This window comes from Brotocaccenecus cirricatena (assembly GCF_020687045.1).
GTDB classification, from domain to species: domain Bacteria; phylum Bacillota; class Clostridia; order Oscillospirales; family Oscillospiraceae; genus Vescimonas; species Vescimonas cirricatena.
Map to the genome: position 1 here is coordinate 1 of NZ_JAJEPW010000002.1, position 19,501 is coordinate 19,501.

Below are 19,501 nucleotides of genomic sequence, written 5' to 3' on the forward strand. Positions count from 1 at the left end.
GTCCAAATGGACAAACCCGCCGCTCTTTTCTTTATTATTCATTTTCAGAATCTCTCATGCGATTGATTGCAACAGCAATCAGTAGTGGATATGCGTCTGCTGGTTTAGACGGGGAATAGCCTGTGTTGTCGCGGATAGCATTTAATCGATATTTTATCGTATTGATGTGGCAGCAAAGTGCTTTTGCGGTATTTGCCATGCTGCTCTCATAGTCTAGCAAATATGCGGTCAAGGTTGTCAGCAACTCAGGCGTTGTTTCAATGTCTTCTATGATTTTTAGATAGCGAATCTGAGTTTCCCTGCAAGCACTTTCCTTTGCGCATATTTGGGCAAAGGAAACATCCGATGGACGTAAGACGCGCTTTTGCGGGTAGATGCTTCTGGCAAAAGAAGCGTACTGCATGACATCAAAGTATGCGTTATGGGCATCATTGGTCGTATTGAGGCAATCACAGCAAACCACTACGTAGTTACTATAAGAATCCGCCGACTCGTTAATGAAATCTTGCACGATAGAATCTCGTTCACCTGCCGTTTGGGGAGCGTGGGCAAAAATCACCATATTGGATTCATAGAAACCGACCAAAACCGTTTTGTATATTCCGGAAAAGTACTCTGTGCATTTCCTCAGCAATTTCAAATCCGGCTCTGAAGAATCAACAGAAGCAAACACCCACATTTGATTCAGCTCCGCAACATTAATTTGGAACAAGTCTGCTAATCGCCTCATTTTCAAGGGGTCATCGTCAATGATGGCTCGAACCAGCTCTGATGTTACAAGTTTTCCCAGATCCTTATTCCAAATATGGCTATATAGCTGGACAAATTCACTCGCCTGCCACAGATCTTCTCTTGATAGTAATTCATTGTACTTAAAAGTATATAAATCGAAACCTTCTTTGCCCTCCAAAAGTGTTGGGCAGTGTTGCAAATAATTTGCACCATCATCATAAGAGATCTTGACCGCTTGTTCACCCTGCATTTTTTGCAGTTGTTTTTTTAGTTCCTTGCTTAATAGCTCCGATAGCGATTGCGGCCAGCACGCGATATTGCTGATTGATTTTTTGTAATCTGTTAGAATAATTGATGCCTGCAAGTGGTTGCTGAGCATACGAAGTAATGTGTTTGTGTTGCGCTGCTCTGCAGGAAGATTAGAAAACCGGCGAATAAGTGTACTTACATAATTTGAACCTGCCTGTTGATCCTTGAAAATCGCATGATATATGTCGCCAATCACGTCACTATATTTATGGGTCCTTATATCCTCGGGCATGGTAATCAATACTAAATCAAGTTCATTGCAGCAGGCAATAACCCGATCATCCACGCTTGGAAGGATCAACCCGATGTAAAAAAGGATAAACCCAACGCTCCCCATTGCTTGATATCTACGGATGTTTTCGCACTGTGCCTCAACATTGTCTGCAATTGTGGCAAACGAGGTAATAATCAGATCATTCCCTTGAAACTCGGTTTTGGAAAATAATTCATCCAACGTGTTGGTAATCCACCCATACTCCAAAACGGTAACTGATTCAACAGGGTTTGACATTCCGGCATGGCCTGCGAGAATAGTTGCGCCATACATAGATGGTAGTTTCATGACATCCGCGACCGTGATCATTCGCATCACCTCCTACAGTAATTAAATACAGGGTTGAGCAAAACTCCGATTTGCTCAAGAAGAAATACAATAAACGGTTCCGCTTAACTTACTCGAACACTATATATTGTGTATCGGTTTTGCAAAACTCACGTTTTGCTCATCCCTATAATTGAAAGTATATCACAGATTTCTTCTCAAAGTACAGCGAAAAAACAAAAGCGTATGGAAATCTTCTATATATTCCTGTATCCAAAGGAAAAGTGGCCTCGATCTGGTGCTGCTCTGCTATATGTTAAATCAGCAGAGAGTACTGCTCGATAACACTTCAGTCCCACAGAGTAGAAAAGCATGGCAACCGGAAAATGCAGATCCTATTGACAAACTCAATCTGCTCGGTTATAATATACCAGCAGTATATACTGCCAGTATATCGGGAGGCGCCAATGGAACGTACAGAAACTCAAATGAAGATCCTCGAAGTTGGGAAAAAAGAATTTCTGGAAAAGGGCTTCAAGGACGCATCTCTAAATAAAATCGTTGCGGAGGCAGGCTTCACGAAGGGCGCCTTTTACGGCTATTACCCGGATAAGGCCGCGCTTTTTGAAGATCTTGTGGGCGAGGCAGCAAAGGGACTGCTGGAGCAGTTCAAAGCCGCACAGACCGCCCATTTCGATCTTGTCTCCAAGGAAAAGACGAAGGACAGCCTGAAGCTGTCCAATGAGTATTTGCGCGTCTTTGTGGAATATATGTACGCCCATTTTGATGCCTTCAAGCTAATCCTCTGCCGGGCGGAAGGTACGCGCTATGCAAATTTTTTGGAGGAGCTTGTGGAACTGGAGGTAAAGTGCTCAGAGGAATACTACGCACTTCTCCGCAAAAGAGGAAAGCTCTCCGGGAAAATGACAAAGCAGCTTCACCACATGATTACCAGCGCCTATTTTACGGCGGTATGTGAGACGATTGTCCATGATATGCCCAAAGAAGAAGCTGTGCGGTATGTTGAGGAGCTTGCAAAGTTCTTCAACTCTGGCTGGGAAGGCTTGCTCCGGCTGGAATAATACACAATCATACAATCACTTTAATTTTTTACACGCGAGTTAGCCTACTCTAACTGAACAATATAAAATTGGAGGTCATTTATTATGCTTAAAACAGATGCGAAGAAGCTGGAAACAAGGGACTTTATATCGGTGGGCATCTTTTCGCTCATCTATGCTGTGGTGGCGTTTGTGATTGGCGGGGTTGCGCAGATGACGCCGGTCACTTTCCCGTTTATGCCAATGATCGTGGCGCTCTTTACGGGGACAGTTTTCATGCTCTATGTGGCAAAAATACCGAAGAAGGGAGCTCTCTCCATTCTCGGTGTAATCGCGGCGATTTTGCTGTTTGTTACGGGAATGTTCTGGATGATGTCCGTATTCTTCCTGGTTTTCGGCGTGATCGCGGATTTTATCTGCGCTTCTGCTGATTTCAGATCCTTTAAGAAAAACCTGCTTGCCTACTGCGTCATGGCGCTTGCGCCGATGGGGGCATATATTCCAATGGTTGTCATGCCCGCACAATTTGATGCTTTTATGAAGAATAAAGGCGACTTCGCCTCCTTTGAAGGAGTGATTCATTCGATCGGGGCTACCTGGTGGGCGATCCCCGCAATGATTATCGGGACGATCGTCTGCGCGATCATCGGCGGACTGATTGGAAAGAAGCTTATGAAAAAACACTTTGAAAAAGCAGGGGTTGTATAAATGAGACTCGACCCACGGACGAAGCTTCTGATTCTCGCGGTCACAAGCGTTTCCGTTTTTATGAATAAAAGCATCGCGGTGGAGTGTGTGCTTGCGGGGATTCCGCTTGTACTTCTGAGCACTTCCGGCAATCTGAAAAGAATGCTGAAATACGCAGCTTTTTTTCTCACGCTTCTGCTGATCCAGCTTTTTATCGTACCGAGGCTGCCCGTGACTTTCGGCGGAATCGTCTATATGTTTGCAGTGTATATCCGCAAGCTTCTTCCCTGTTTTATGCTGGGCAGCTTTCTGATTGCAACGACAAGCGTAAGTAAATTTCTTGCGGCGATCACAAAGCTCCGATTGTCGAAAGGACTCACGATCGCTCTTGCCGTTACGCTCCGTTATTTCCCGACCATGAGAGAAGAGTGGGCCTCCATACGGGATGCCATGGCGCTGCGAGGGATATCAGCGTCCGCGGCTGGGCTGATTAGCCATCCTATACAGACGATGGAGCATGTCTATGTTCCCCTGCTTGTTTCTGCTTCCAGGATTTCGGACGAGATTACGCAGGCAGCGATTACAAGAGGCATTGAGCACACAGGTGAAAGAAGCTGTATAGAGGAAATCGCGTTTTCGTTTGCTGATTTGCTGGTGGTAATTGCTTACGCGGCGCTCGTTGCCGGCATGCTATACGCGGGCATGAAAGGGGTGTTTTGATTATGATATCGTTCCAAAATGTCTCTTTTACATACGCTGAAAGCGGGAACGGCGGAGTCCTTGATTTGAACCTTATTGTTCGGTCCGGCGAATGCGTGCTGCTTTGCGGGCCGTCCGGATGTGGAAAAACAACAGTTACACGGCTCGCAAACGGACTGATTCCCCATTTCTTCCACGGCAATCTTTCGGGGCAGGTGAACGTAAACGGTATGGATACCCGGGAGACAGAGATTGCTGCGCTATCGGATGCGGTAGGGACGGTTTTTCAGAATCCTCGAACGCAGTTTTTCAATACGGATACGGACAGCGAGATCGTGTTTGGGCTTGAAAATCGGGGCATTCCGCGAGAGACTCTGCGCTCCCGATTAGATGAACTTACGGAGGAGTTGCATCTTAGCGAGCTCCGGGGTCGAAATATCTTTGAACTGTCCGGCGGCGAGAAGCAGAAGATCGCGTTTTCCAGCGTATATGCTTCGGCTCCCGATGTCCTTGTGTTTGACGAGCCATCATCGAATCTCGACATGAAGGCCATCGGAGAATTGGCTGATTTGATCCAACGGGCGAAAATATCAGGAAAGACCATTCTGATCGCAGAGCACCGCATCTGGTATCTGATGGACATTGTGGATCGCGTCGTTTATATGCAGGATGGCCGGATTGCGTCGGACATGGAGGCTGCAGCGTTCAAGGCGCTGCCTGAAGCGGATATTCGCAGAATGGGACTGCGTGTCAGAGATCTGTCGGTATCCGAATCGGGCAGTGTGAAAACAATCGCTGCCGATGGATTGCTTTCCGCTCAGAAAATCAGCGTCCGTCTCGGCGGCCGAAGTGTATTGAATAATCTCTCTTTTCAGGCAAGCCGCGGAGAAATCATCGCCATTGCGGGCGTCAACGGCGCCGGGAAATCGACCCTCGCCAGAATGCTCTGCGGATTGCAAAAGAACAGCGCTGGCACTGTTTTGTGGGCTGGAAAACCGATGAGCCGACGGTTGAGGCGGAAAAAGGCATACATGGTCATGCAGGATGTGGGGCACCAGCTCTTTACCGACAGCGTGGCGGCGGAATGCGCGCTTGGCATAAAAGCTCCGAACAAAGACGAGATTGACCGCACATTAGAAAAGGTGGATCTGCTGGCGTATAAGGAACGGCATCCCTTGTCTCTTTCCGGCGGGCAGATGCAGCGCCTTGCGGTTGTGGTGAGCGATATCTGCGGCAAGGAGCTGCTGGTGTTCGATGAACCTACCAGCGGACTGGATCTGAAAAGCATGGAAGAGGTCGGTGCCTTGACACGAAGCCTTGCGACGCAAGGCAAGGTGATTTTGATCATCACACATGATATTGAGTTTATGATGCGGATTTGCACAAGAATACTGTTCATTCGGGACGGAGAAATCGTGGAGGATCTTTCCGGTGGGCAGAAAGAAAAGATTGTAAGACTTTTACGAGGTGAGGAATGATGGCGGGAAAAGAAAACTCGGCGATGACGATTCTGATGGATTTTGCGAAGCCGTGCAAAGGGAAACTGATCGGCTCCGTCATACTTGCGGTTTTGGGGGCGCTTTGCGGCATGATCCCCTATATCGCGGTGTCCCGCGGGATCATTATGATCTGCCACGAAGACTATGCTTTCAGCAAGTTGGCGTTTCTGGCATTGATTGCTCTTGCGGGCTATCTCGGGCAGGTGTGGTTTGGAACTTTTTCTACAATGAAAAGCCATGAGTCTGCCTTTATCATTCTGCGGAATATCCGCATGGCGATAACAGAGAAGCTCTCCCGTGTCCCCATGGGAACGATCCTTGATACGCCGTCCGGGAAATTCAAAACGATCATCGTGGACACCGTGGAAAAGCTGGAGCTTCCGCTGGCGCATATGGTACCGGAGCTCACTGCCAACATCCTAATCCCAGTTCTAATGCTCGTTTACCTCTTTAGCCTTGATTGGAGACTCGCGCTGATATCTCTTGTGACGATTCCGGTGGGTGCCTTCTGCTATATGGGAATGATGAAGGATTACGAGAAGAGATATGCCAGAGTACTTGCCGCAGGGAAAAACATGGATGCCGCAACGGTGGAATACATCGGCGGCATCGAAGTGGTGAAGACGTTCAATCAGGGTGAACGCTCATATAAAAAATACGCCGACGCCGTGGCGGAGAACGAGACCGCCAAAGTGACCTGGTTCAAGCAAACCAACGGCTACTATGTGATGGGGCTTTCCATCCTGACGGCAACGCTTGTGGGCGTGCTGCCCTTGGGGAGCTGGCTCTTTATAAACGGAAGGGTCGAAGCGGGTACGCTGATTACCTGCATCATTCTCGCCCTTGGACTCGTAAAACCACTGATTCAGGCATTGCAGTACACCGACAGCCTGGCCATGGTGGATTCCACCGTAAAAGAGGTAGGGAATCTTCTGGATGAGCCGGAGCTTGTGCGGCCGACCGAGAGAGCTGTCCTTGTGGACGCCGACGTATCCTTTGATCAGGTTACCTTCCGATACAAAGAGACGGAGGTTTTGCATGGAATTTCCTTTGACTGCGCAAAAAACGGTATGACGGCCATTGTGGGTCCCTCCGGCTCCGGTAAATCTACCATTGCGCGGCTCATCGCCTCCTTCTGGGAGGCGGAGAGCGGTGGCGTCCGTATTGGCGGCGTAGACGTACGGAACATTCCTCTCCCTCAGATAATGGAGCTTGTCTCATATGTATCACAGGATAACTTCCTGTTCCATCTGTCTATCCGGGAAAACATTCGCATCGGAAAACCGGAGGCCACAGACGCAGAGATCGAGGCAGCGGCAAAAAAAGCGAGCTGTCACGATTTCATCGCCGCTCTGCCGGAGGGCTATGATACGCTGGCGGGCGATGCGGGAAGCCACCTCTCCGGCGGAGAAAGGCAGCGTATCGCCATTGCAAGGGCAATCCTAAAGAACAGCCCGATCGTGGTGCTGGATGAAGCCACGGCATTTACCGATCCTGAAAATGAGGCCGTTATTCAAGCATCCATCGCAGGGCTTGTAGCAGGAAAAACTTTGATCGTCATTGCGCATCGGCTGTCTACCATTACAAAAGCAGACAAGATCCTTGTCGTGGATAAAGGAAATGTCGCTGCGGAAGGAACCCATGAGGAGCTTCTTGAAACAAGCAATCTATACAAGGAATTGTGGAAAGCCCATATGCAGGGCAAGGATACCGCAGAGGAGGTGGCGTGATGATAAGGTTGTTTCAAAGACTTCTGTTGTTCTCGGGCTTACAGAAAAAGCGTCTTATCCGCTCTTTCCTTGCATACCTTGTCAGCTCGTTCTTTGAGATGATCCCAATCATGGCCATTCTAACGGTGCTCACAGGAATCCTGAAGCAGCTTTCCGGCGATGTTATGCCTGAAAGCACGATCTGGATTTCGCTTGGCATCATGATTGTTTCCATTGTAGGGCGAATTGTATTTGTCAATCTTTCTGCCAATGCCAGAACTCTTGGCAGCTTCGCGTTCGGGTCGGAAAAGCGCATGGAGATCGGCGAACGCCTGAAAAGAGCTCCTATGGGCTATTTCAATGAAAACAGGCTCGGTGATATCACTGCGGCGGTGACGACCACCCTTGGTGATCTGGAGCAGCAGTCCGTTACCATTATGGAAAATGTGGCGGGCGGGTTTATCCACGCCATCGTGATTGGCGTTTGGCTTATAATCTATGAGTGGCGGATCGGGCTGATCTCTTTGGCCGGGCTTGCCGTGGCGCTCATTGTTTATTCGCTTATTGGCAAGGTCGGCAGGAAATACGCGCCCCGCCGTCAGGCCGCACAGGCTGGCCTGGTCACTGCCGTTTTGGAATATGTGCAGGGCATGGGCGTAGTCAAGGCGTTTGGGCTGGCGGAGCGCACCGGAAAAGCAGTTGACGCCGCAATCGAGGAAAGCAAAGAGGCAAATATCGTGCTTGAAAAGGCGTTTTCCAAAATGACGGCGCTCTATCAGACGGTATTCAAGCTCGCACGGGCGGCTATTCTGGTTTTTGCGCCCTATCTTTTGGCAGGAGGAAGCATCACGCCGGAGAAGTGCCTGCTTCTTCTCGTGTCCAGCTTCATGATCTATGCCGCCGTGGAGGTGGCGGGCAGTATGTCCTCCATTGCCCGCGCGGTGGAGGCTTCCCTGGACCGGCTGGATAACATCATGGACATTCCATCCCTGGACGAAAACGGGGCTGATCTTGTGCCGGAAAATTTCAATATCGAAGTGAAGAATATGTCCTTTGGATACGGGGAAAAGGAGGTATTACATCAAATCAGCTTAAGCGTACCCCAGGGAAGCTCCTGCGCCATTGTTGGTCCCTCCGGCGCCGGAAAAACCACGCTGGTCGGTCTGATTGCCCGTTTCTGGGATGTGAAGGATGGACAGATTACGCTCGGCGGCCGGGATGTGCGGGAATATACCAGCGGCAGCCTTCTAAAGAATTTCGCCATCGTATTTCAGAATGTGTATCTCTTTGAGGACACCGTCGAGAACAATATCCGGTTTGGCAGACCGGACGCAAGCGAGGATGAAATCATAGCAGTCGCAAAGAAGGCCTGCTGCCATGACTTTATCATGACGCTGCCCGATGGCTATCAGACAAAGATCGGCGAAGGAGGCTCCAGCCTCTCCGGCGGGGAAAAGCAGCGAATCTCCATTGCAAGGGCAATTCTGAAGGACGCACCCATCGTCATTTTGGATGAAGCCACAGCCAGCGTGGATCCCGAAAACGAGCAGGAGCTGCAAAAGGCCATCCGGGAGCTGACAAAAGGCAAAACGATCCTGATGATTGCCCACCGTCTGTCCACCGTGCGCACGGCAGATCAAATCATCGTGCTGGAGAACGGCAGGATCATTCAACGCGGAAACCATAAGGAGCTGATGCGCGAAGACGGCCTGTACAGACGCTTTGTGGGAATGCGCAGCCAGGCAATCGGCTGGACGCTGAAAGGCGGGAAAGCACATGGATAGAAGGTTAGACAAAAGATACTTGACCGGAGCGGTATCTGCAATGGAAAAACAGTATGGCGCGGAAAAGACAGACGCGATCATAGAAGATGCATGGAGGCGTTATGCGGAAATCGTAGATGAAAACGCCGACGAGCCGAAAAAGATGTATATGCATACGAGGAAACGCATCTATCCTGCCATCGCCGCCTTTGACGCCATGACGGGAAATGGAATCTCCCGTGAGGAAGCGGCGGCTTTTCTGAATAGATATTATGAAAAGCGGGCAGCGGGCGTTGGTGCAAAAATCCAAGGGGCAATGAAGATACCGGGTCTGTATAAGCTGGTGCCGAGGTTCTTTGCCAAAATGACAAAAAGCTCCTTTGGAGAGGACTGCGGTTTTCGGGCTAATTGGATACGAACAGAGCAAGAGGAAATGTGCTTCGACATGCTGGCCTGCCCCTATCAGGACACCTGTGTGAAATACGGCTGCCCGGAGATTGTGGCCGGCTTTTGCCGCGCGGATGACGAGGCCTACGGGCATATGCATCCAAAGCTCAAATGGGGACGGACAAAGACGCTCGGACAGGGCGGAGACTGCTGTGATTTTAGACTGACGATAGAGTAATGACCCTATGGAAAGACTGATGAGATACAAGACCCTCCAATGCTTTCTTGCGGCGCTGATTATGATTGCGTTCCTCGCTCCTTCTGCATATGCATCCGGTGCACCGGACACATATGAGGCAAGCGCAAACGCTGTTTCCGAAAAATATATTGGCAAAACGGTTCCAGGCGCGTGTGTCGTAATTTCGGAGCATGACAATTCGGTATTTGCGAAGGGGTATGGCCTTGCTGATTTAGAGAACAATACGGCCATCGACCCGGAGACCACGGTTTTTGAATGGGGTTCCATATCAAAGACCTTTGTGTGGGTCAGCGTGATGCAGCTTGTTGAGGATAGGAAAGTCGATCTGGAAACGGATATCCGCACCTATCTGCCGGACAGCTTTTTGAAAAATCTGCGATTCGCTGAGCCGGTTACTTTTCTCCACCTGATGAACCATACGGCAGGATTTGAGGAAGAATTGCTGGATTTGCGCTATTACAGCGCGAGTAAGGAAATCCCCTTCAAAGAAGTACTATGTAGCAGGTGTAGGAATTGCAGCGGCCATCTGCGGGTTTTTCACGGGAATTAGCCATGCCGTAAAGAGAAAAACCAGAGCACCGGTCCTTACGATTGTTTTATTTGCATTGCAAATTATATCTGCGTGGATGCTCGGATTCTTAACAGTAGTATAAATTAACAGAAAACGGAGGAATGGATTTATGGACAAAAAGAAAAAGTGGACGGTTAAGGATGTTATTACAACGGTGCTGCTCTCCGCAGTGCTGATCGTGATCCAGCTCGTCGTCAATATGGTCTGCATGGCCAACGACTTTGTCAGCATGGTGCTGTCGGTGGGGATCACCATGTTCCTCTGCGCACCGGTCTATATGCTCATGGTCAGCCGGATCGGAAAGCGGTTTGTGACGCTGATCTATATGACGATCCTCGGCGTGATTTTCCTGCTGATGGGCAACTGGTTCTTGCTTCCTTATTATGTTCTCGTGGGAATCCTCTGCGAGGCGATTCTCTGGAAGGAAGGCTCCTGCCAAAAGCCGAAACGGCTGACCGCCGCCTGGACGGTGGCAAGCCTTTTATACAACGGGGTCAATCTGCTGCCCATCTGGTTCTTCTGGGACACCTACTACGATTTTGCGCTGGCAAGCGGTATGGAGCAGAGCTACATCGATTCCTATGTGCGTTACTACACCTCTCCCGGCTGGCTGGCCTTTATTCTGCTGTTTACGACACTGATGGGCTTTTTAGGCTGCATGGTGGGCAGTCGGCTGATCCGCAGGCATTTTAAGAAGGCCGGCGTTCTATGAGGGCGGACGCATCCTTCGCGGTGCCGGTCAAGCTGTGGGCGCTGCTGTGCGTCTTTGCCGGAGTAACCATCGGCGGGAATGTGCTGCTTACCTGCATCCTGACCGGCGGGGCGCTTCTTTATCTCGTCTTACAGAGAAATTTCCGCCTTGCCGCGTCCTATGGCTGCTTTTATCTGCTGCTGGCGCTGCTGCTGTACGGCATCCGCTTCCACGGGCTGCACATGCCGATCTTTTCGGAATTTTATGTTCTGATGTTCTGGAATCTGTCACCGATCTTTCTGGTGTCATGGGATCTGATCACCACGCCGCCGGGGATGCTCTCCGCGTTCTTATCCCGCCTCCGTATGCCCACCTCGTTCATTCTCGGGCTTCTTGTGGTTTTTCGCTTCTTCCCTACCATGCGGACGGAGCTGAAAGGCGTAGGCAGGTCGATGAAAAACCGGGGGCTGACCGCGGCGGGGCAGCTGCTCGCGCATCCCGTGCAGAGCATGGAGTATGTGCTGGTTCCGTTTCTCCTTCGGGTGTTGCAGCTTGCCGATCAGCTTTCCGTTTCCGCCGTTGCAAGGGGTGCGGAGCGTCCGGGCGTGCGCGGCAGCTATTATGAGAAAAGGATCGGGGCGCGGGATCACATCGCGGCAGCCGTATGTGCGATAGTCACGGCTTCCTATTTGGTATTGGAAAGGAGCATGGCATGATTGAGCTTACACACGCTTCCTTTCAATACGAAAACTCAGACAGAGGCGTGCGGGACATCTCCCTTTCAGTAAAAAGCGGCGAATGCGTCGTGCTGACGGGGCTTTCCGGCTGCGGCAAGACCACCGTGACAAGGCTTGTCAACGGGCTTGCGCCGTCCTATTACCCCGGAGCCTTCAGCGGAAGCGTGAGGATAGACGGCAAGGACATATCAAGGCTTTCCACATGGGAGATCGGGCGTTTGGTGGGAAGCGTTTTTCAGGACCCTAAAAGCCAGTTCTTTTCCTCCGAGCTTGCCGGAGAGGTGGCCTTTCCCTGCGAGAATTACGGCCTCTCCGCCCGGGAGATACGGGAGAGGACGGACGCCGCCATAGAGGCGTTGCAGCTGTCCCATTTGAAAGACAGGGCAGTTGACGTCCTCTCAAGCGGAGAAAAGCAGCGGGCGGCCATTGCTTCCGTATATGCCATAAAGCCAAAGGTCTTTGTGTGTGATGAGCCGACGGCCAACCTCGATGCCGCCGGGACGAGGCAGCTTGCGCAGACCCTACGGCAGCTCAAGGAGCAGGGCTTTACCCTGCTCCTCGCGGAGCATCGGATCGACTGGCTGATGGGGATCGCAGACCGGTTTTTATATCTGCGGGACGGCAGAATAGCGGCTGAGTATACACCGGAGGATTTGCTTCTTCTGCCGGAGAAGGACATTTTGCACATGGGTCTGCGCTCTCCGCACGAGGGAAAGTGCCTTCCCGCTCCCTCCGTATTGGACGAAAGCCCTGCCGTCTTGAAGACAGCGTGGCTCTCGAAAAGAATACGCAAAGAAGTTATTTTTGAGGATATTTCGCTGTCCGTTCCAGAGGGCGGCGTGACCGCCATAACGGGACAAAACGGCGCGGGGAAAACCACCCTTGCGCAGATCCTCTGCGGGCTGACAAGGCAGACAAGGGGGCATATCCTGATAGATGGAAAAAAAGCAAGAGCGGCGGTCCGGCGCAGGGAGATCTATTACTGCGGCAATGACACATCAACGCAGTTTTTTACGGCAAGCGTGGCGGAGGAGCTGCTGCTGAATACCGAATTGACGGAAGAAAACAAGGACCGTGCCAGATATTTGCTCAAAGAGTTTGGGCTTTATGAGTACAGGGATGCGCACCCGTCCGCCCTGTCCGGCGGGCAGAAGCAGCGGCTTGCCATTGCTTGCGCCATCTTTTCCGGCCGCAGGATATTGATACTCGATGAGCCCACCAGCGGCCTTGACGGGCAGAATATGCGCCTGATCGCGGAAAGGCTGAAAAGCGAAGCGCGGAACGGCAGAACCATTCTCGTGATCACCCACGACAGGGAGCTGATCGAGAGCTGCTGCGACAGAATTGCAAAGATCGGTGTAAAGTTTGGAGGGGGAGATGTTGCATAGATGAAACAAAAGATCAGCAATGTAGCGTATTTGTTTCTTCGAATCTAAATCGTATAATATAGAAGTCATGATAGCATTCTGTTGGCAACGATAGAATGCCGGCAGAGTCTTTTTCCGCATAGCGTTCCTCTAATAGGATGATCTCCGCAAGCAAGTTCTCATACAACGATCGGTTGACATGCAAATTCGTTTCATTTACACTATTATTAGGAACACTTCCTGATGATAGTGTAACAAATATGCTTGATTTCCGGGCGAGAAAGGGGCGTGTCAATATTGGAAACACCAACAAATACGCAGGCACACAGACGGAAAAGAACCTTTGAAAGCCCCTTGCCTGAGAGCCTTAGACCCGGAACAAGTACACCTGCTTCGCAGCCAAGGCCAGGAAGGAGGGCTATGAGCAGATGGCTGCTCTCTTCCTAAAAGACCGCCAATAAAAGGATATATGAGGATGTCTGCAAAGTGGATGATAAAATCAGCTGCGGAACGGTCTGCCGTAACCTGGGGCGCTTAACTGCTGACGGGCAAATCTGTCATGTGCGCGTTCCAGGTACGGATCGGTATGACAGCCGAACAGACATGCACAATCATCTGAACTGTATGCAATGCGGTACGGCAGTAGATGCTCCTTTAGATTACCGGACAAAGATCGATACAACCGTTGCAGGGATGACCGGCCGTCAAATCAACCGGCATCGGATCATTGTGGAAGGCCTCTGTTCGAAATGCCAGAGAGAATGCGAAAAAGGATGGTTGACAAAGAAATGATAAATGGGGAAAACGGTAAAATGCTTCGAAACGACCCGTATGAGATCCGGCTGATGCAAAATCTATATGATGCAGCGGTAAAGCAATTATCCCTCAAATTTGAAATACTAAACAATGAGTTCAAAGTGCTCTATGCCAGAAATCCCATCCATCACATCGAGGGCCGCGTAAAGGCCATAGAAAGCATGGTGGCAAAGCTACGAAAGAAGGGTCTTCCGCCGACGATTGAGGCGGCGAGGGAGAGCATCAACGACATTGCCGGCGTCAGAGTGGTATGCAGCTATATTGACGATGTGTACCGGGTGGCGGAAATGGTGGAGCGCCAGACGGATATTGAGATCATCAAACGGCAGGACTATATACGCACGCCAAACTACAATGGGTACCGGTCGCTGCATTTGGATATCCGTATGCCGGTGTATCTGTCAGATCGGACGGAGCATGTGACCGCAGAGATACAGATCCGCACGATCGCCATGGACTTTTGGGCCAGTTTGGAGCATGACATCCGATATAAGGTAGACAAAACAAAGCTGCCGGAGGGCATCAATGAGGAGATGCTCGAATGTTCAGGTAAGATTGCCGAGATTGACCGGAAGATGCAGGATATGTACAGGCGGATCAAGGCGGCGGAAAAGAACACAGCGTCTCCAGCCCTGAGTGAGCCAAAGAAACAGGATCGGGAGTGATTGCGCAGAAAATGCGCCATACCACATTGCGCAATAGTGGTATGGCGCATTTTTTAGTTATCGGGTTGCGTGGCTGTCAGCCGAGTCCGTAGATCAGCAGTGAAATACCACAGGCGAGCAGACTGACTGCCGAGCCAATCAGGAGCTGCGGCAGGGTGTGGCGTGACAGCTTCAAAGAGGATCGATAGACCGCTGCGATCAGCAGCACGGACGGTATAATAAAAAGCGGATGCAGCTTCCACGTCAGCAGAAACACAGGTGCCGTCGTGCTGCAGGCATGGCCGCTTGCGTGCAGCCTGAAAACGGCGTTGAGAATCAGCAGTGCTGCGATGGAAATGACATAGGAGAGGAATAGAATGTGGACGAGCCAGGAGCACGGGGTCAGTATTGACCAGAGAAACCCGCACAGGTATCCGATGGCACTGCATACCAGCGCCGTGCTGCGCTGTCCCTTTCTCCGATCCTTTCCAATGTGAAATATCTCCCGTATAGGATATGCAGCCATGGGGATGAGCAGCAAAAACAACTCGCACAGGAGCAGCTCACGCAGTGTCATAAGCTTTGCGGGGGCATACATCAGAAGCACTGTTATACCGATGACGATGGGTGGTAGGGTTAGAATGCGCACGATCAGATGAAAGATTCCGGCGCATCTTCCCTTTTCATTGGTTGTGCCTGCTCTCATGACTCAAAGCCCAGCATAATCCCGCCGCGCTCGGCGTAATAGCTGCACAGTCCCCGCAGTGGATAGCTTCTCACGTCTGCCGCCGGAAATCGCTGCCGGATCTCGGCGCAAAGCTCCAGCGCAAGCGCCGCATTCTGACAATGCCCGATCCGAACCTTCCCGCCCTTGTAGCCAAGCTCCACCATTTCGCTCAGCATAAACTGCCGCGCTTTACGAACCCCACGGCATTTTCCAAGCATCTCAAGCATACCTTCAGCGCTGGCCTGCCCGATGGCGCGGATCCCGAGGACGCTTGCCATTGTTGCGGCGAGCTTGCTGACACGGCCGTTCTGTGCAAGGTTGTGCATGGATTCCAATGCAAAAAGCAGGTGCGTGTGGGCCTGATATGTATTCAAGGCTTCGCATGCTTTATCAAAGTCCGCATGAGAACGCAGCTCATATAAAGCCCTTTCAATGAGAAGGGCGATTTCGGGCCCGGCGGAGAGAGAGTCCACAACATAGATGCGCCGGGCCGGGTTGCGTTCCTCACAATTCTTCTTTGCCACGCATGCAGCATTATAACTGCCTGAAAGAGCGCTCGTAATGGTAAATGCAATTACATTGCCGCTCTCACCGAATGCGCTTTCCCAGTCTGCGATGTTCGGACACGCACTGTAGGAACGCCCCTTGGTGTCGCGGAGCGTGCTGACCATCGCGTCAACATCAAGGTTGGTGTCATCGTAAAACTCCTCGGCGTCCGTGCGTATTGAGAGCGGGACACTGATGAAGTCCGCTCCATCCAGTGTGAGAAGGTCGCAGCTGGAGTCTGCAACGATACGAAACTGATTCATGGTGTGTCCTCCGAATAACAAGAAACATTTCAACCGGCTTTGGAAGCCGACACGGAAATTCTATCAGGTTTTTATCATTCCGTCAACAGTTTTCAGAAAACCGATAAAAAGATTTTAAAAACCGTTGAAAGATTGAAAATACCCGTGTATAATGGCTGCATGGAAAAGGGAGTGAATAATATGATAGAGACTATTGAGGGCTTTCGCTTACCGCGGTATGCACAGATTCCGAATGTCGGGCTTTATCTGGAGCAGGTGGTACGCTATGTCAACACACACCTTGCGCCGTTGGGGGAGCCGGAGCTGACAAGTTCAATGGTGAGCAATTACGTGAAGCAGGGGCTGATCTCATCCCCCATAAAGAAGTCATACACGGCGGAGCACCTTTCACGGCTCCTGTTCATCGCGGTAGTCAAGCCCGTTGTCCCGTTGGAAGGGCTTCGAATGATGTTCAGCATACAGGGGGACAACTATACCCTTCCGACCGCATATGACTATTTTTGTGATGAGTTTGAGAATATGCTCGGCGCGGCGTTCGGCATAGCTCCCGCAAGAGAGGGCCTCGGCAAGACACAATCCGACGCAAAGGATCTTCTCCGCAACACGATCGTGGCCACCGTCAACAAGGTCTATCTGGATCGGTATCTGGAAGAATATCAAAAGCAGAGGGAAAAAGCCCCAGATGAACAGCAAACATGATCGAGAATGTTTCACTATCTCGTTCCGCCAAAGGAGCTACACTCCCTTGCGATGCTTGCATGCCTATCCCTTGTGGACTTGCCGTTCGCAAACAGCATAAAACGCTGTTCGCCACCAGCAAGCTTGAACGCGAATAATATGAAGCAAACTAATCGGAATTCAATTAGGAATTTTATATGGATAAGAAAAAAGATTTTCTGTTATCGGTTGTTGGATTGGCAATTTTACTTGTAGGAGCGGTTATAGTATCAGTTATGGATTACCCGCTGGGGTTATTGCTTATTCTTCCGTCTGCAATTCCACACATCGTTAGACTGTATACTCTAAGAAAGGATAAGTAGAATTCCAGTTTATCTGGCTAACAAACCCCTCAAAACACGAGCGGCCAAGGTCTTGCGTGAGGTAGGAAAATTCAAAAAGTTATGCTAAAATTAAAATGGTTAATCAATAGGCAAATTAGAATTTGATAAAGGAATGTGATTGTATGAAAAAAATGATTTTAGGAATTGTGTGGCAGCTAATGGGTTTTCTTGGTTCAATAATTATTCTATGCTCTGCGGCACCTTACCAGTTGGATTATAACGGAATTACTGGTATTTTAGGCAGTTTGTTGGGATTAGACTTAATAATCCCACTCATTATTTGCATTATATTTTTTATTTGCGGTGCAGTGGTCTGTTTCAAGGCAATAGGTGAAAAGTAAAATTCAGTTGATAGAAAGTCCAAGCTGGGAAGAAGGAATTCCAACTGCTCTTTCTGAAATTATGGACAAGCTTTGTGACGCTTTGGACGAATAAAAAAGAAAAATTCCAGTTTGTCAAGCTGAACATAAAAACCGAACACCGAAAAACTGACCGTTGACCCGCGCCGTGTGCGTACAGTCAGCGGTCTTTTTTATCCCCAAAATCAAAAAAGTCTATCGCAATGACAAAAGAGAAAGTCATTTTCTCCGTCCAGTGATATTGTGCATTGATTTGAGGGAGACTTTTTGAGAAAACAGGACGATCGTTGCAGTTCAAAGGAAGTGAGCTGTTTGCCATACTTCAGAATTCTCTTTTCCAAGTCTCCTATCTGCCCCTATTTGAAACTGCAACAACTGTTTGCTGTAATTCATCTCTCTCCTCCGTGTAATAGGATATCTGAAAAGGTCTACCTTTTCGGCGTTACCAACAGGCAGACAATCGGGATATGATTTTGTGTCCGAAAAAGTTATTTTGTCATTTTGGGATATGTCCGAAAAAGGCATGAGCTTTTGAAACGGAAAAGGAGATGAAAACAAGGTGAAAAAGACATACGGCTATGCCCGTGTATCCACGAGAGAACAACATCTGGATCGGCAACTCAAAGCCCTCATGGATGCCGGTGTAGAGGAGCGGGATATCATTACGGACAAGGTAAGCGGCAAGGATTTGGAGCGTGAGGGGTACCGATCGCTGAAGAATCACTTTCTCCGCGACGGAGATACCCTGATTGTTAAATCGCTGGATCGACTCAGTCGGAGAAAGATTGACATCAAGAAAGAGCTGGAATACTTCCGGGAGCACCACATTCGGATCAAAATCCTTGACATCCCGACTACCATGGTGGAGCTTCCTGATGAGCAGGACTGGATTTTTGAGATGATAAACAACATCCTGATTGAAGTACTTGCGAGTATTGCTGAACAGGAGCGTATCACAACAAAGCGGCGACAGTCTGAAGGGATCGCCATTGCAAAAGAGGCGGGGAAGCATTTGGGGCGCCCAATGATAGACTTTCCGCCAAACTGGAATCAATTCTATTCAGACTGGAAGGCCGGTACGATTATGGCAGTTGCTGCAATGCGCCAGCTAGGCCTAAAGAGGAGCACATTTTACCGATTAGTGAAGCAGCAGGAGGAAAAACATGAAACTGAAAAATAAATTGTTATTAGGCGGCCTCACAGCCGTTCTTCTCGCAGTTATGTCGTTTTCTGCATGGAAGATATGGGTGATTAGATCCGAGTATCACACCGGTGAAGCTGCTTACGAGGATATCAGTCACATGATTTTGCTTCCACAGAAAGCTGCTGAACCACAGCCACCTGTTATCAACAAACCAGCCGGGGCAGAAACACTTCCTGATGAGGACGACACGGTTTGGCCTGAGGTGGATTTTGCTGCACTGCGTGAGATCAACCCTGATATCGTTGCATGGATCTACATTGAAGGAACGAAGATCAACTATCCGATTGTACAGGGAGAGGAAAACAGCTATTATTTGAAGCACCTGTTCAGCGGCGAGTGGAATGGATCCGGCTGTATATTCCTGGATTTCCGAAACGACGCAAGTTTTGCCGACCGGCACTCCATAATTTATGGACATCATATGAAGAACGGCACAATGTTTACAGACCTTGATAAATATAAAAAGCAGGAGTTCTTTGATGAGCATCCGGTCGCGCTGCTGATAACACCGGACAAAAACTATAAAGTAGTGTTCTTCGCGGGGTATGTTGCCGCACCACAGGACGATGCGTGGGAAATTGGTTTTACGGAAGCGGAATTTGAAGTCTGGCTTCAGAATGCGGCTGACCGTTCCTGCTTCACCAGCGAGATTGCACCGAATATCTCTGATCACATTCTAACGCTCTCTACCTGTAGCTATGAGTTTGATGATGCCCGTTTTGTGCTGGCAGGGGTGCTTCGATGAAAAACCATTAACTTGTGTTAGATAAAAAAGCAATAGAAGTGATAAAATTTTCCATTCACATCCGGAACCCATAAGCTGTGCCGGACATGTCGGGCATTATTCGGGCAAGTCCACCTCGCCGACG

General features: G+C 49.8%; 22 protein-coding genes and 1 pseudogene. 19 read left to right on the plus strand and 4 right to left on the minus strand.

The window, feature by feature from the left end:
• Positions 1-34 precede the first annotated feature (34 nt).
• A complete protein-coding gene (locus tag LKD37_RS01025) occupies positions 35-1,624 on the minus strand; it encodes a PucR family transcriptional regulator (RefSeq protein WP_302927548.1) in 1,590 nt (529 codons plus the stop codon).
• Positions 1,625-2,049: 425 nt separating this feature from the next.
• Here LKD37_RS01025 and LKD37_RS01030 point away from each other — a divergent pair, with 425 nt between their 5' ends.
• From LKD37_RS01030 to LKD37_RS01095, 14 genes and pseudogenes are all read left to right on the plus strand, one after another.
• Positions 2,050-2,664 (plus strand): TetR/AcrR family transcriptional regulator, encoded by a 615-nt coding sequence (locus LKD37_RS01030; RefSeq protein ID WP_302927549.1) that lies wholly within the window; start codon positions 2,050-2,052, stop codon positions 2,662-2,664.
• An 84-nt stretch (positions 2,665-2,748) separates the two neighbouring features.
• A complete protein-coding gene (locus LKD37_RS01035; protein WP_302927550.1) occupies positions 2,749-3,351 on the plus strand; it encodes an MptD family putative ECF transporter S component in 603 nt (200 codons plus the stop codon).
• Positions 3,352-4,050, plus strand: a complete 699-nt coding sequence (locus LKD37_RS01040; protein WP_302927551.1) for an energy-coupling factor transporter transmembrane component T family protein — start codon at positions 3,352-3,354, stop codon at positions 4,048-4,050.
• Between the two features lie 65 nt (positions 4,051-4,115).
• Complete coding sequence (locus LKD37_RS01045; RefSeq protein ID WP_349048696.1) at positions 4,116-5,507, plus strand: ABC transporter ATP-binding protein; 1,392 nt, start codon at positions 4,116-4,118, stop codon at positions 5,505-5,507.
• Entirely contained in the window at positions 5,507-7,258 is a 1,752-nt protein-coding gene (locus tag LKD37_RS01050; protein WP_302927645.1) for an ABC transporter ATP-binding protein, read from the plus strand. The genes LKD37_RS01045 and LKD37_RS01050 overlap by 1 nt, the downstream gene beginning before the upstream one ends.
• Entirely contained in the window at positions 7,258-9,021 is a 1,764-nt protein-coding gene (locus LKD37_RS01055) for an ABC transporter ATP-binding protein (RefSeq protein WP_302927553.1), read from the plus strand. Before LKD37_RS01050 ends, LKD37_RS01055 begins: the two co-directional genes overlap by 1 nt.
• A gap of 40 nt (positions 9,022-9,061) precedes the next feature.
• Positions 9,062-9,625, plus strand: coding sequence for an L-2-amino-thiazoline-4-carboxylic acid hydrolase (locus tag LKD37_RS01060; protein ID WP_302927554.1), 564 nt, complete (start codon positions 9,062-9,064; stop codon positions 9,623-9,625).
• 19 nt (positions 9,626-9,644) lie between these two features.
• On the plus strand, positions 9,645-10,196 hold the full coding sequence (locus LKD37_RS01065; RefSeq protein WP_302927555.1) for a serine hydrolase domain-containing protein: 552 nt from the start codon (positions 9,645-9,647) through the stop codon (positions 10,194-10,196).
• A 130-nt stretch (positions 10,197-10,326) separates the two neighbouring features.
• Positions 10,327-10,929, plus strand: a complete 603-nt coding sequence (locus LKD37_RS01070; RefSeq protein WP_302927556.1) for an MptD family putative ECF transporter S component — start codon at positions 10,327-10,329, stop codon at positions 10,927-10,929.
• Positions 10,926-11,624 (plus strand): energy-coupling factor transporter transmembrane component T family protein, encoded by a 699-nt coding sequence (locus LKD37_RS01075; protein ID WP_302927557.1) that lies wholly within the window; start codon positions 10,926-10,928, stop codon positions 11,622-11,624. Before LKD37_RS01070 ends, LKD37_RS01075 begins: the two co-directional genes overlap by 4 nt.
• Complete coding sequence (locus LKD37_RS01080) at positions 11,621-13,033, plus strand: ABC transporter ATP-binding protein (RefSeq protein WP_302927558.1); 1,413 nt, start codon at positions 11,621-11,623, stop codon at positions 13,031-13,033. The genes LKD37_RS01075 and LKD37_RS01080 overlap by 4 nt, the downstream gene beginning before the upstream one ends.
• A gap of 239 nt (positions 13,034-13,272) precedes the next feature.
• Positions 13,273-13,461, plus strand: a pseudogene (locus tag LKD37_RS01085) (hypothetical protein); the annotation flags it as partial.
• 16 nt (positions 13,462-13,477) lie between these two features.
• On the plus strand, positions 13,478-13,804 hold the full coding sequence (locus tag LKD37_RS01090; RefSeq protein WP_349048698.1) for a Fur family transcriptional regulator: 327 nt from the start codon (positions 13,478-13,480) through the stop codon (positions 13,802-13,804).
• Between the two features lie 20 nt (positions 13,805-13,824).
• A complete protein-coding gene (locus tag LKD37_RS01095) occupies positions 13,825-14,493 on the plus strand; it encodes a GTP pyrophosphokinase (RefSeq protein ID WP_302927559.1) in 669 nt (222 codons plus the stop codon).
• 76 nt (positions 14,494-14,569) lie between these two features.
• On the opposite strand, the gene LKD37_RS01100 is transcribed toward LKD37_RS01095, so the two are convergent.
• Together LKD37_RS01100 and LKD37_RS01105 are read right to left on the minus strand one after the other, a co-directional pair.
• Entirely contained in the window at positions 14,570-15,178 is a 609-nt protein-coding gene (locus LKD37_RS01100; RefSeq protein ID WP_302927560.1) for a hypothetical protein, read from the minus strand.
• Positions 15,175-16,008 carry a DegV family protein gene (locus LKD37_RS01105; RefSeq protein ID WP_302927561.1) on the minus strand — a complete coding sequence of 278 codons (834 nt, stop codon included), beginning with the start codon at positions 16,006-16,008 and terminating at the stop codon, positions 15,175-15,177. Before LKD37_RS01105 ends, LKD37_RS01100 begins: the two co-directional genes overlap by 4 nt.
• Before the next feature lie 39 nt (positions 16,009-16,047).
• Between LKD37_RS01105 and LKD37_RS01110 the strand changes: the two genes are divergently transcribed.
• The 3 genes from LKD37_RS01110 to LKD37_RS01120 all read left to right on the plus strand — a co-directional run bounded on the left by LKD37_RS01110 (position 16,048) and on the right by LKD37_RS01120 (position 17,410).
• Positions 16,048-16,707, plus strand: a complete 660-nt coding sequence (locus tag LKD37_RS01110; protein ID WP_302927562.1) for a DUF1836 domain-containing protein — start codon at positions 16,048-16,050, stop codon at positions 16,705-16,707.
• Entirely contained in the window at positions 16,704-16,844 is a 141-nt protein-coding gene (locus LKD37_RS01115) for a hypothetical protein (protein ID WP_302927563.1), read from the plus strand. Before LKD37_RS01110 ends, LKD37_RS01115 begins: the two co-directional genes overlap by 4 nt.
• A 347-nt stretch (positions 16,845-17,191) precedes the next feature.
• Positions 17,192-17,410 (plus strand): hypothetical protein, encoded by a 219-nt coding sequence (locus tag LKD37_RS01120; protein ID WP_302927564.1) that lies wholly within the window; start codon positions 17,192-17,194, stop codon positions 17,408-17,410.
• A gap of 178 nt (positions 17,411-17,588) precedes the next feature.
• Here LKD37_RS01120 and LKD37_RS01125 read toward each other — a convergent pair whose 3' ends face one another.
• Positions 17,589-17,747 (minus strand): hypothetical protein, encoded by a 159-nt coding sequence (locus LKD37_RS01125; protein WP_302927565.1) that lies wholly within the window; start codon positions 17,745-17,747, stop codon positions 17,589-17,591.
• Between the two features lie 240 nt (positions 17,748-17,987).
• Between LKD37_RS01125 and LKD37_RS01130 the strand changes: the two genes are divergently transcribed.
• Both LKD37_RS01130 and srtB read left to right on the plus strand, forming a co-directional pair.
• Positions 17,988-18,608: a recombinase family protein gene (locus LKD37_RS01130; RefSeq protein WP_302927566.1), complete on the plus strand. Its 621-nt coding sequence runs from the start codon at positions 17,988-17,990 to the stop codon at positions 18,606-18,608.
• Entirely contained in the window at positions 18,592-19,377 is a 786-nt protein-coding gene (gene srtB, locus LKD37_RS01135; protein ID WP_302927567.1) for a class B sortase, read from the plus strand. The genes LKD37_RS01130 and srtB overlap by 17 nt, the downstream gene beginning before the upstream one ends.
• The last annotated feature ends 124 nt before the right edge of the window (positions 19,378-19,501 follow it).